This window comes from Streptomyces kryoterrae, assembly GCF_054072135.1.
The window spans coordinates 8,944,844-8,957,333 of record NZ_CM133358.1 but is presented as its reverse complement, the minus strand read 5'-3'; the positions used below and the strand labels follow the sequence as shown (position 1 = coordinate 8,957,333).

The 12,490-nt window shown below is 70.1% G+C and carries 10 protein-coding genes; 6 read left to right on the top strand and 4 right to left on the bottom strand.

Going from position 1 to position 12,490, the window contains the following annotated elements; genetic code table 11:
- Positions 1-128: 128 nt before the first annotated feature.
- Positions 129-1,757, bottom strand: a complete 1,629-nt coding sequence (locus tag ACW4TU_RS39865; protein WP_457421533.1) for a peptide-N4-asparagine amidase — start codon at positions 1,755-1,757, stop codon at positions 129-131.
- A 203-nt stretch (positions 1,758-1,960) separates the two neighbouring features.
- Between ACW4TU_RS39865 and ACW4TU_RS39860 the strand changes: the two genes are divergently transcribed.
- The 4 genes from ACW4TU_RS39860 (at position 1,961) to ACW4TU_RS39845 (ending at position 6,480) form a co-directional block, all read left to right on the top strand.
- On the top strand, positions 1,961-3,775 hold the full coding sequence (locus tag ACW4TU_RS39860) for an ABC transporter ATP-binding protein (RefSeq protein WP_457421531.1): 1,815 nt from the start codon (positions 1,961-1,963) through the stop codon (positions 3,773-3,775).
- Positions 3,772-5,553, top strand: a complete 1,782-nt coding sequence (locus tag ACW4TU_RS39855; protein WP_457421529.1) for an ABC transporter ATP-binding protein — start codon at positions 3,772-3,774, stop codon at positions 5,551-5,553. Before ACW4TU_RS39860 ends, ACW4TU_RS39855 begins: the two co-directional genes overlap by 4 nt.
- Positions 5,554-5,694: 141 nt before the next feature.
- Positions 5,695-6,165, top strand: coding sequence for a DUF5709 domain-containing protein (locus ACW4TU_RS39850; protein ID WP_457421527.1), 471 nt, complete (start codon positions 5,695-5,697; stop codon positions 6,163-6,165).
- 57 nt (positions 6,166-6,222) lie between these two features.
- Entirely contained in the window at positions 6,223-6,480 is a 258-nt protein-coding gene (locus tag ACW4TU_RS39845; RefSeq protein ID WP_457421525.1) for a type B 50S ribosomal protein L31, read from the top strand.
- 23 nt (positions 6,481-6,503) lie between these two features.
- On the opposite strand, the gene ACW4TU_RS39840 is transcribed toward ACW4TU_RS39845, so the two are convergent.
- A complete protein-coding gene (locus tag ACW4TU_RS39840) occupies positions 6,504-7,298 on the bottom strand; it encodes a metal-dependent hydrolase (RefSeq protein ID WP_457421523.1) in 795 nt (264 codons plus the stop codon).
- Positions 7,299-7,443: 145 nt separating this feature from the next.
- Here ACW4TU_RS39840 and ACW4TU_RS39835 point away from each other — a divergent pair, with 145 nt between their 5' ends.
- Entirely contained in the window at positions 7,444-9,957 is a 2,514-nt protein-coding gene (locus ACW4TU_RS39835; RefSeq protein ID WP_457421521.1) for a DEAD/DEAH box helicase, read from the top strand.
- A 19-nt stretch (positions 9,958-9,976) separates the two neighbouring features.
- Positions 9,977-10,846 (top strand): acyl-CoA thioesterase, encoded by an 870-nt coding sequence (locus ACW4TU_RS39830; protein ID WP_457421519.1) that lies wholly within the window; start codon positions 9,977-9,979, stop codon positions 10,844-10,846.
- Positions 10,847-10,861: 15 nt separating this feature from the next.
- Here ACW4TU_RS39830 and ACW4TU_RS39825 read toward each other — a convergent pair whose 3' ends face one another.
- Positions 10,862-11,860, bottom strand: coding sequence for a DUF6397 family protein (locus tag ACW4TU_RS39825; protein ID WP_457421517.1), 999 nt, complete (start codon positions 11,858-11,860; stop codon positions 10,862-10,864).
- Between the two features lie 127 nt (positions 11,861-11,987).
- The gene (locus ACW4TU_RS39820; RefSeq protein WP_457430550.1) at positions 11,988-12,401 is read right to left on the bottom strand and encodes a roadblock/LC7 domain-containing protein; all 414 of its coding nucleotides are present in this window, start codon (positions 12,399-12,401) and stop codon (positions 11,988-11,990) included.
- Positions 12,402-12,490: the final 89 nt, after the last annotated feature.

The window sequence follows — 12,490 nt, the reverse complement described above, 5'->3', positions numbered from 1 at the left end:
AGGAAGTTTCTGGGATGCGGAAAAATGATTCCGCGTCGCACACTATTGAGGAGCCATGGATCCCGTCTGCAACCTCGGTATTTCAGCGGTGTAAATCATCGACCGTCCCCACCGCGCGCACAGCGTTCTCAGCAACCGCCGCGGTCCTCCGTGAGCACCCCCTGCACGCTCACCAACGAGCGGTCGTGGCATCCGGCCGAGCCGTACAGCCGGTAGCGCTCGCTCGTCGTCCCGACGGCGTGGCGCTGGTCGCGCGGCACGTTCGCCGTATACGTCGCGTCGCCCGTGTACGCGTCGTCGAGCCACGACCACGCCGTGCGCCGGCCCGCGAACGTCTCGGTGACGGCCTCCCGGTCGCCGAGTGTCAGCACGGTCCGCAGTCGGTCGCCCGCACCGAGCGTGGTCGTGCCGTCCATCGTGTACGTCCGCTGCGTACGGGTCGTCCTGGCCGGGCCGCGTCCGTCGACGGTGACGTTCTCGGCGTCCGTCCAGGTGGCGGTGAGTGCGTCGGTGTTCTCGCCGTCGGTCCAGCGGTGCTCGGAGGTGTTGGCGAGGGCGCGGCTGACGGTGGTGACGACCCGGCCGTGCGAGGTGTCGACGTACCCGGCGACGGTCAGCCGGTGACCGCCGTCGGTGTCGAGGCGGTGCTGCTGGTCGGCCGAACCAGGTGTGTACGTCGAGGAGTTGGCGAGGTCCCCCGCGTGGTGGGCGGTGAGCCTGCCGGTGACCCGCGCGCGCTCGGCGTCCTGCCAGACGAGGACGTTGACGGGGGTGCTCCAGCCGGCCTGTCCTTCCGGGACGCCGACGACGGAGACCTCCACGTCGTGCGGCCGGCCGTCGTTGAGGAGTCCGGCGAAGGGGGTCAGATCGTATTCGATCGGTTTGATGTCGAAGGCGCGTGGTCCCGGCACCACGTACCAGAGAAAGGGGTTGGACCAGCCGCCGGTCCACACGGTCGGGAACGGGGCTGCTATTCCGGCCAGTTGACCGTCGACCTTGATCTGCACCTCGCGGTACGGGCCGTCCGTGGCCTTGCAGGAGTAGGGGGCCGCATCGGGGACGGTGAGGTACCAGTACTCCTCACAGCCGCCGCCGGAACCGGTCGCGTACACCTCGGCGACGATGCGTTCGCTGTTGCGTGGAGTGGTGAGCGTGCCGTCCTGGAGGGTGAGGACGCGGTCGGGAGTGTCCTTCGCGGCGGGTGTGCCCGCGTAGAACGTCAGCGTGACCTTGACGTCGAAGATGCCGGTGTAGGTGTCGTTGACAACGTTTCCGATGAGCATCTCGACTGGCTGGGCCCTGCTCAGGGTGTCGCTGTAGCGCGTGACGTCCTTCTCGACGGACCAGGAGATGCCGTCGGGCGAGGGCTGCGGAGTGGAGGTACGGAGTACTTCGACGCCGCCGATGTGCAGGTAGCCGAGGCGGTCGTACTGACGCCCCTTGACCTTGCCCTCCATCCGCAGCACGACCTTGCTCCAGCTCGAGCCGCAGCCACTCGGGGGCTTGTACGTGCCCTCGTAGGGGGTGAAGTCCTGGAACCGGGCCTCGGCGACGGTGACTTCGCAGGACCTGGAACCGACCGGCCGCTTGACCGCGGGCGCCGCGGTGACCGGGTCGTGCCAGTCGGTGCCGAACTCGGCGGGTACGTCGAGGGGCTGGGCCGCAGTCTCGGCCGACCGAGCAGGCTCCGCTCCTAGGAGGGTGCTCGCCAGGAGGGTCGCTCCGGCAAGCATGGACATGATGATCCGGCTTCTCATGGCCGGTGTTCTACGGGCAGTCGGCCCCGCGCGGCAATGAGGCGAACAACCGCCAATCGGGCCGAAACCACGCCTCTCGCCGGAAAACCGTTTGCCTCCGACCACACGGTGACGCGAACCTTTCACGGCCCGTTGTCGGCCTTTCCGGCCCTTCCCTCCCCCACATCCACCCCCTCACGCGAGATGCGAGCCACTGGGACGTCATGAAGATCCAAGACCTTCCGTACCGAGACCCGGGTGTACCGGACGCACGCTCGGGCCCCAGATTTCTGTGGTGGCTCTTCCGCAACCAGCTCGGCGGGCAGCTCACCGCCCTCGCCTGGGGACTGGTGCACTTCGTGGCCGTGTCCGGGCTGCCGTTCGGCGTCGGGTTCGCCGTCCAGGCCGTCGTCGACCGCTCGGGCGAGCGGCTGGCCCTCGCCGGCGGGCTGATGGTGCTGTGCGGCGTCGCCATCGCACTCGGCGACAGCATGCTGCACCGGGCGGCGGTCACCAACTGGATCACGGCGGCGGCCCGCGTCCAGCAGCTGCTGGCCCGCAGGACCGCCCAGCTGGGCTCGGCCTTGACGCGGCGGGTCGCGGCCGGTGAGATCGTCGCGGTCTCCACGGGGGACGTGGAGAAGATCGGCTGGTTCGTGGAGGCCTTCTCCCGGTTCACCGCCGCCGCGCTGACCGTCGTACTGGTCTGCGTCGGTCTGTACGTCTACCAGCCGGCGCTCGGCATCGTCGTCGCCGTGGGCATCCCGGTCCTGGCCATCGCCGTACTGCCGCTGCTGCCGCGAGCCACCCGGCGGGCCGACTTCCAGCGTGAGAAGGCGGGCCGCGCGACCGAACTGGCCTCGGACACCGTCGCGGGACTGCGGGTGCTGCGTGGCATCGGCGGTGAGGAACTCTTCCTCGACCGCTATCGCCGGGCCTCGCAGGAAGTGCGGCACGCGGCCGTGCGCAGTGCCCGTATGTGGGCGCTGATCTCGGCGATCCAGGTGCTGCTGCCGGGGCTGCTGATGATCGCGGTCGTCTGGCACGGTGTGCACCTGGCCAGGCAGGGCCGGATCACCGTCGGCGAGCTGGTCACCGTGTACAGCGCGGTCATGCTGCTGACGTATCCGCTGCGACACTTCGAGGAGATCGCCATGGCGTACTCCTTCTCCCGGCCGTCGGCGAAACGGGCCGCTCGGGTGCTGTCCCTGGAACGCGCCACGGACACGGCGGGCTCGCGTGAGGCGGTGGTGCCGGCCGGGGATCTGTACGACCCCGCGACCGGGCTGCTGGCACCCGCCGGCTGTCTGACCGCGGTGGTGTGCGGCGATCCGGACGCGGCGGGTCTGCTGGCGGAACGGCTCGGCGGCCATCCTTCCGAGAAGGGCACGTCGGCACTCCTCGGTGGCGTACCGCTGGACGAGCTGCCGCTCTCCAGCACCCGCACGGCCGTCCTCGTCCAGGACAAGGACCCGGTACTGCTCTCCGGTTCGCTGCGCGAGCTGCTCGACGTGCCCGCCTCGGGTGCGGTGAGCGCCGCCGAGGCGCTGTCCGCCGCACAGTGCGGCGACGTGCTGGAGGCGCTTGTGCAGGGGTCGCTCGACGCCGAGGACCCGTTGGACGCGCGGATCACCGAGCGCGGGCGGTCGTTGTCGGGCGGGCAGCGCCAGCGGCTGGCGCTGGCCCGGTCACTGATCACGGATCCCGAGGTGCTCGTGCTCGACGAACCGACGTCGGCCGTCGACTCGCACACCGAGGCCCGGATCGCGGACGGGGTACGGGAGTTGCGCGCCGGCCGGACGACGGTGGTGTTCACCTCCTCGCCGCTGCTCCTGGACCACGCGGACCGGGTCGTGCTGATCCACGAGGGCGAGGTCGCGGCCGTCGGTGTGCACCGTGAACTGGTGCACAAGGAACCGCGGTACCGGGCCGTGGTGACCCGGGAGACCGAGGACGAGGAAGCCGTCGGCCGCGGCCTGGACGACCTCGATGACCTGGAAGAGCTGGCAGAACTCAAGGAAATCGGAGAGACGGCATGATCGGCGTGGCGCCACCGGCGTACGACCCGGCGGCCCCGACAACGGCGAGCACCCTGCCGGTCGGCGCCCCCGCGACCGTACGCGCCTACGTGGCCGAACTGTTCCGCAGGCACCGGCGTGCCTTCCTGCTTCTGGTCACCGTCAACACGGTCTCCGTGGTGGCCTCCATGGCCGGCCCGTACCTGCTGGGCGACCTCGTCGAGCGGGTCTCGGACGACGCCCGTGAACTCCATCTGGAGCTCGTCGTCGGACTGTTTGCCGTCGCGCTGGTCGTGCAGGCCGTGTTCGTACGGCAGGTGCGGCTGCGCGGCGCGATGCTCGGCGAGCGGATGCTGGCCGACCTGCGCGAGGACTTCCTGGTCAGGGCGGTCGGGCTGCCGCCGGGTGTCCTGGAGCGGGCGGGCACGGGTGATCTCCTCTCCCGCATCACGACCGACATCGACCGGCTCGCCAACGCGATGCGCGAGGCAGTACCACAGCTCGCCATCGGCGTGGTGTGGGCGTCGCTGCTGCTCGGCGGTCTCGTCGTCACGGCACCGCCGCTGGCGCCGGCCGTGCTCCTCGCGGTGCCGCTGCTGGTGGTCGGCTGCCGCTGGTACTTCCGGCGCGCACCCTCCGCCTACCGCTCGGAGGCCGCCGGGTACGCCGCTGTCGCCGCCGTGCTCGCGGAGACCGTGGACGCAGGACGGACCATCGAGGCCCACCGCCTGGGAGACCGCCGGATCGAACTGTCCGACCGGCGGGTCAGCGAGTGGACGGCCTGGGAGCGCTACACGCTGTGGCTGCGGTGCGTGCTCTTCCCGGTCATCAACGCCACCCATGTGACCGTGCTGTGCTCGGTTTTGATGGTCGGCGGGGTCTTCGTGCTCCAGGGCTGGATCGGCGTCGGCCAGCTGACCACGAGCGCACTGCTGGCCCAGATGCTCGTCGACCCGGTGGGGATCATCCTGCGCTGGTACGACGAGCTCCAGGTGGCCCAGGTGTCGCTGGCCCGGCTGGTCGGCGTCCGGGACATCGAGCCGGACGCCGGTGACCCCACGCTGGCCCCGGACGGGCGCGACGTGCAGGCGGACCAGGTGCACTTCGGCTACCGGGAGGGCGTGGACGTGCTGCGCAAGGTGTCCCTGGAGGTCGCGCCCGGCACCCGGCTGGCCCTGGTGGGCCCCTCGGGCGCGGGCAAGTCCACACTGGGCAGGCTGCTCGCCGGGATCTACGCACCCCGGACCGGCCGCATCACCCTGGGCGGCGCGGAGCTGTCCAGGATGCCCGCCGAGGAGGTCCGCTCGCACGTCGCGCTGGTCAACCAGGAGCACCACGTCTTCGTCGGCTCCCTGCGCGACAACCTGCTGCTCGCCCGTACGGACGCCGGGGACGCCGAGCTGTGGGCGGCGCTGGGCTCGGTCGACGCGGACGGCTGGGCCCGGGCCCTGGACGAGGGCCTGGACACCGAGGTCGGCTCGGGCGGGTTCGCGCTCACCCCGGCGCAGGCCCAGCAGATCGCGCTGGCCCGGCTGGTCCTGGCCGACCCGCACACGCTGGTCCTGGACGAGGCGACCTCGCTCCTCGACCCGCGTGCGGCCCGCCATCTGGAACGGTCCCTGGCCCGGGTCCTGGACGGCCGTACGGTCGTCGCCATCGCCCACCGGCTGCACACGGCCCATGACGCGGATGTCATCGCCGTCGTGGAGAACGGCCGGATCAGCGAGCTGGGCAGCCACGACGAGCTGGTCGCGGCGGACGGGGCGTACGCGGCGCTGTGGCGGTCGTGGCACGGGTGACACACCGGTGATCGGACAGCGGGGCGGGGCCGGGTCGGCTTCGTCCCGTTGCGCGGTCCCGGCAGGGGGTGGAACGCTGGAGGCGGCTGCCCGCCCGTCCGGGCGGCGCCGGGGCCGGTCCCGACCCACCTGGAGGTACCCGTGGACAGTGACGAGGGATGGGGAGACGACGTCTACCAGCCCGACGGATCCGAGGTTCAGGACGACGCGGGCCTCCTGGACGCCGAGGACACCCTGGTCACCGACGGGGTCGATGATCCCCTCGACCGTGGCTGGTCGCCTCCGGACCGGGCCTGGGCGGTGGAGCGCAGCGGTGTGACGGCGGCGGAGCGCCGACAGGGCGAGACCCTGGACCAGCGCCTGGCCGAGGAACTGCCGGACGTCACGGCACCGGACGGCGACGGCATCGGCGACTGTGCGGGCACGGACGGCGAGCCCCTGGACAACGAGGTGGGCGCCGCCCGCTCCGGTCGTCTGGTGGCCCCCAACGAGGGCGCGCACGAGGACGGGGAGAGCGGGCTGATCGCCACCGACGTGGGGATCGACGGCGCTGCGGCCTCTGCCGAGGAGGCCGCGATGCACATCGTCGACGAGGACGCCCTGTCCGGCTGACCGCCCCCCTGACGCAAGGGCCCCGCAGGGCCGACAGCCCGAGCCAGGAGTACACGCATGCAGCAGGACAAGCAGCCCGCCTACCAGCCGGTCGTCTTCCGCGACCGGACCGCCGGGTACGCCTTCCTGACCCGGTCCACCGCGACGAGCGAGCAGACCATCGAGTGGGACGACGGCGAGACGTACCCGGTCGTGGACGTGGAGATCTCCTCGGAGAGCCACCCGTTCTACACCGGCAAGGCCCGGACGGTGGACACCGAGGGTCGCGTCGCGGCCTTCGAACGGCGGTACGGCGGCGGGGACGGCCAGGACTGAGAAGGCCGTCTCAGCCGCCGGCGTCAGATGAAGTTGAGCGCCGCCGCGCAGCCCACTCCCCCGAGCAGCATGAACGCCGGCATGAGCACCTTCAGCTCGACCCAGCTGCCCGCCCGGAACCGCAGCGCCTTCGGCGGGCCGATGGGGTACCAGCGCTTGCGGCCGATCGGGACGGGCCACAGGACCGGGCAGCCGGACACCGTCAGCGCGTCCCCGATGTCGTGCACCAGCCCGCCGAGCACGATCGGCAGCCCGAGCCACAGATACGTCTGTCCCGGGTCCGTGAACAGCCAGTCCGCGCCGTTGCCCGGCTTGTCCAGGACGCCGGCCAGGATCCAGGCGCTGGTCGCTGCCAGCAGCCAGACCAGGACGTCGGCGCTGGAGCCGCGCGTCGCCCGCCACAGCAGGCCTTCGATGGCGAGCACGATGTGCACGAAGAGGATCGCCAGCACCGCCCAGCGGCCCCCGGTGATCGCCGCCGCGGAGGCGCCCCCAGCGATCAGGACCGCCCACAGCCAGGTGTGCGTCAGCGTCCGGTGCCCGCCCGAGCGGCGCGGGTCGCCCTGCTTCTTCGTCGCCTTGTAGACGGCGTAGGAGAGCTTGTCGACGATCTCGCACAGACCGCGCGAGACCGGACCGAAGGCGCGCGAGATGGTCGCCGCCTTGTGGTCGAGGTCCGGGCCGAGTGCGGCACCGGCACAGATCAGGGCACCGACCAGGACCACCGGCCAGGGCATCGGCTTGCCGGCCGCGGCCGCGGCGGCTCCGACCCCGAGCCAGGCTGCGGCCCCCGAGAGTGAGTGTGCTGGTCCCATCATGGCCGTGTCCCGCCCTATTCCTCGTACGCCGCTGTCCAGTTGACCGGGTGCGCTGACGCCCCGTCGGCGACACAGCGTAGCGGTCATGATCTTCGGACTGGCATCCGATTCCCCCTTCACCTGGGATCACAGGCAAGATGGGGGCGTGACCCTCATCGATCAGCTGCCGCAGACCGCAGACCCCGACGCCCTCTACGAAGCCTTCGAGTCGTGGTCCCAGGAGCGCGGTCTCACGCTGTACCCGCATCAGGAGGAGGCGCTGATCGAGGCGGTCTCGGGTGCGAACGTGATCGTGTCGACGCCCACCGGCTCCGGCAAGAGCATGATCGCGGCGGGCGCGCACTTCGCCGCGCTGGCCCGGGACGAGGTCACCTTCTACACCGCTCCGATCAAGGCCCTGGTCTCGGAGAAGTTCTTCGAGCTGTGCAAGATCTTCGGCACGGAGAACGTCGGGATGCTGACCGGCGACGCCTCGGTCAACTCCGATGCCCCCGTCATCTGCTGCACGGCCGAGGTTCTGGCGTCGATCGCGCTGCGCGACGGCAAGCAGGCGGATGTCGGCCAGGTCGTGATGGACGAGTTCCATTTCTACGCCGAGGCCGACCGCGGCTGGGCCTGGCAGATCCCGATCCTGGAGCTGCCGCAGGCGCAGTTCATCCTGATGTCGGCGACGCTGGGCGACGTCTCGATGTTCGAGCAGGACCTCACCCGCCGCACCGGCCGGCCGACCTCGGTGGTCCGCTCGGCGATCCGCCCGGTCCCGCTGTCGTACGAGTACAAGCTGACCCCGATGACCGAGACCCTGACGGAGCTGCTGGAGACCCGGCAGGCGCCCGTGTACATCGTGCACTTCACGCAGGCGCAGGCGGTGGAGCGGGCGCAGGCCCTGATGAGCATCAACATGTGCACGCGCGAGGAGAAGGACAAGATCGCCGAGCTGATCGGCAACTTCCGCTTCACCACCAAGTTCGGCCAGAACCTTTCCCGTTACGTCCGGCACGGCATCGGCGTCCACCATGCCGGCATGCTCCCCAAGTACCGCCGTCTGGTCGAGAAGCTGGCCCAGGCAGGCCTGTTGAAGGTCATCTGCGGCACGGACACCCTCGGCGTCGGCGTCAACGTGCCCATCCGTACGGTGCTGTTCACGGCGCTGACGAAGTACGACGGCAATCGTGTGCGGAACCTGCGTGCGCGTGAGTTCCACCAGATCGCCGGCCGGGCGGGCCGCGCGGGCTTCGACACGGCGGGCTTCGTCGTCGCGCAGGCGCCCGAGCACGTCATCGAGAACGAGAAGTCGCTCGCCAAGGCGGGCGACGACCCGAAGAAGCGCCGCAAGGTGGTCCGCAAGAAGGCGCCCGATGGTTTTGTCGGCTGGACGGACAACACTTTCGAGAAGCTGATCACCTCCGATCCGGAGCCGCTGACGTCCCGCTTCCGGGTGACCCACACGATGCTGCTGTCGGTGATCGCCCGCCCCGGCAATGCCTTCGACGCGATGCGGCACCTGCTGGAGGACAACCACGAGCCGCGCAAGCAGCAGTTGCGGCACATCCGGCGCGCGATCGCCATCTACCGCTCGCTGCTGGACGGCGGCGTCGTCGAGAAGCTGGACCAGCCGGACGCGACCGGCCGCATCGTGCGCCTGACCGTGGACCTCCAGCAGGACTTCGCGCTCAACCAGCCGCTGTCCACCTTCGCGCTGGCCGCGTTCGAGCTCCTGGACCCGGAATCGCCTTCGTACGCGCTGGACATGGTGTCGGTGGTCGAGTCCACGCTGGACGACCCGCGCCAGATTCTCGCGGCCCAGCAGAACAAGGCGCGCGGTGAGGCCGTCGGGGCGATGAAGGCGGACGGCGTCGAGTACGAGGAGCGCATGGAGCGCCTCCAGGACGTCTCGTACCCGAAGCCGTTGGAAGAGCTGCTCTTCCACGCCTACAACACGTACCGCAAGAGCCACCCGTGGGTCGGCGATCATCCTCTCTCCCCCAAATCCGTCATCCGTGACATGTACGAACGGGCCATGTCCTTCACCGAGTTGGTGTCCTACTACGATCTGGCCCGTACCGAGGGCATCGTGCTGCGCTATCTCGCCGGCGCTTTCAAGGCCCTCGACCACACCGTCCCCGACGACCTCAAGTCGGAGGACCTGCAGGATCTGATCGCCTGGCTGGGCGAGATGGTGCGCCAGGTCGACTCCAGCCTGCTGGACGAGTGGGAGCAGCTCGCCAACCCGGAGGTGATGACCGCCGAGGAGGCCCAGGAGAAGGCGGACCAGGTCAAGCCGGTCACGGCCAACGCGCGTGCCTTCCGTGTCCTCGTCCGCAACGCGATGTTCCGCCGCGTCGAGCTTGCCGCGCTCGACCAGGTGGGGGCCCTGGGCGAGTTGGACGCGGAGGCCGGCTGGGACGCCGACGCGTGGGGCGAGGCGATGGACAAGTACTGGGACGAGTACGAGGACCTCGGCACCGGCCCCGACGCCCGCGGCCCCCGGCTGCTGATGATCGAGGAAGAGCCGCAGAACAGGCTGTGGCGCGTCCGGCAGGCCTTCGCCGACCCGAACGGTGACCATGACTGGGGCATCAGCGCGGAGGTCGACCTCGTGGCCTCCGACACTGAGGGCCGGGCAGTCATCAAGGTCACTGCCGTCGGCCAGCTGTGAGCACAGGAGAATCGCACCCATGACGAACGCAGCCGAGAGACTCGTCGACCTGCTCGACCTGGAGCAGATCGAGGTCAACATCTTCCGTGGCCGCAGCCCCGACGAATCCCTCCAGCGGGTCTTCGGCGGCCAGGTGGCGGGCCAGGCGCTGGTCGCCGCCGGACGCACCACGGACGGCGAGCGGCCGGTCCACTCGCTGCACGCGTACTTTTTGCGCCCGGGCCGCCCGGGCGTGCCGATCGTGTACCAGGTCGAACGGGTCCGTGACGGCCGGTCCTTCACGACCCGGCGGGTCACGGCCGTGCAGCAGGGCCGCACGATCTTCAATCTCACCGCCTCCTTTCACAAGCCCGAGGAAGGCAGCTTCGAACACCAGCTGCCGCCGGCCCGGAAGGTCCCCGACCCGGAGTCCCTGCCGAACGTCACCCAGGAGATCAAGGAGCATCTCGGCGCGCTGCCCGAGCAGTTCGAGCGAATGGCGCGCCGTCAGCCCTTCGACATCCGTTATGTGGACCGATTGCTCTGGACCGCCGAGGAGGTCCAGCAGTTGGAACCGCGCAGCGCGGTGTGGATGCGCACGGTCGGCCCGCTGGGGGACGACCCGCTCGTCCACACGTGCGCGCTGACGTACGCCAGCGACATGACGCTGCTCGACGCCGTCCGCCTCCCGGTCGAGCCCCTGTTCGGCCCGCGGACCTTCGACATGGCCTCGCTCGACCACGCCATGTGGTTCCACCGGCCGTTCCGCGCGGACGAGTGGTTCCTGTACGACCAGGAGTCCCCCATCGCCACGGGCGGGCGCGGGCTGGCCCGCGGACGGATCTACGACGTCGAGGGCAGGCTGCTCGTCTCCGTCGTCCAGGAGGGGCTGTTCCGGAAGCTGAGCTGAGGAGTCCTGTCCTGTTCAGACCCGCGCGGCCCGCTTCCGGTCCCGGGCGGGGCGTGGGTTTCTGCCGCGCAGTCGGCTCAACAGGCCACGGGTTCGCTCGGGTGCCCCGGGTCGGCTGTCCTGTTGCGGGGGCACGGACCGGGCAGCCTCCTGCCCGAGCTCTTCGTACAGAGGCGGGACCTGTTCCGGCATCGGGCGCGGTGCGGGTCGGTGGTCGCGGGCCTCGGCCAGGGTTCCGGTCAGTTCTGCGCGGAGCCAGGCGATCTCGTCCGGGTCGTCCGCCGTCATGATCCGCTCCGCGATACGGGCGGCCGGCGAACCGGGCACCCCGTTGGCCGGCCGCTCCGGCCGGAAGCGGTTCAAGTGAGCGCGTTCGTACGGGTCGTCGATGATTTCCGTGACCTGGGCGGCATCGAGGAAGGACGCCACGACGGCGGCCCGCGCCCACGGGTCGTCGGCCGGCCGGAGCAGGAATCCCAGTTGTCGTCCCCGCCAGTTGCGAGGCCTCAGGTCAAGGCCTGCTTCGAGTTGGTCCCGCAGGCTTCGAGAAGTGCGGCCGGTCAGCAGCAGGGCGGAGTCCTTGCCTGCGGCGAACTGCCGTAGTTCGTCGGCGAGATAGAGCCAGACCACGGCCCTGTAGCGGTTGAGGTAGAAGTTCACGGGCGTCACCAGTCCCAGCCGCGCAAGGCGGGTGAACCGGGTGGTCGTCACATCCATGAGCTTCGCGCCATCTGCCGTGCCCACCGCCCGGACGCGTTCGCGCAGCGTCTCGGGGAAGTGGGCGTCGTTGCGCAGCCGGTCGATCTCGTCACGGCCGACGCGTCGGCCGCCGCCCCCTTCGTCAGGAACGGTACGGACACACCCGAGATGGACCGCGAGGTCGAACTCGCGGCGTTTCAACCCCAGTTCGCGTGCGGCACGGCTGGGCGCGAAGGGCGTTGCGGAGGTGTGGAGCGTGCCTGCGGCCGGTGCGGTGGCCGTCTGAGTGGGTTGTGTGGTGCTGACGCCGGACATGGTCGGTCTCCCCCGTGGAGTGGATGGCCCGCGCCGTGTGCGCCGGCCTCGGGAAAAACCGTAGCCGGTTCGGTGTCCGGAGCGGCGAGCCTGTGGACAACTCTCCCCGCAAGGACATATCCACAGGTCAGAGATCTGACGCCGGAGTCTGCTCGGGTGTCCTGGCATCCACGTCGAGGTGCTCGCCGACCCGGTTGACGAGCAGTGTCATCTCGTAGGCGATCTGGCCGATGTCGGCCTCGGCGCCACTGAGTACGCACAGACAGCTGCCGGTGCCGGCCGCCGTGACGAACAGCACCGCGTCATCGAACTCGATCATCGTCTGGCGTACCTTGCCCGCGCCGAAGTGACGTCCCGAGCCTTTCGCCAGGCTGTGCAGGCCCGAGGACACGGCGGCGAGATGCTCGGCGTCCTCGCGTCGAAGTCCTGTGCTGGCGCCTGTCACCAGCCCGTCGTTCGACAGGACCAGCGCATGTCGTATGTGTTCGACACGCTCGGTCAGATCGTCGAGCAGCCAGCCAAGTCCTTGGTTCTGCGCCATGTTTCTGATCTCCCCCTGCGGCAGGTCCTCCAAGCCGAAGGATCCGGTCAGTCAGCCTTCCCCACGGCCGCCCTCCGAGCAAGGAGGAT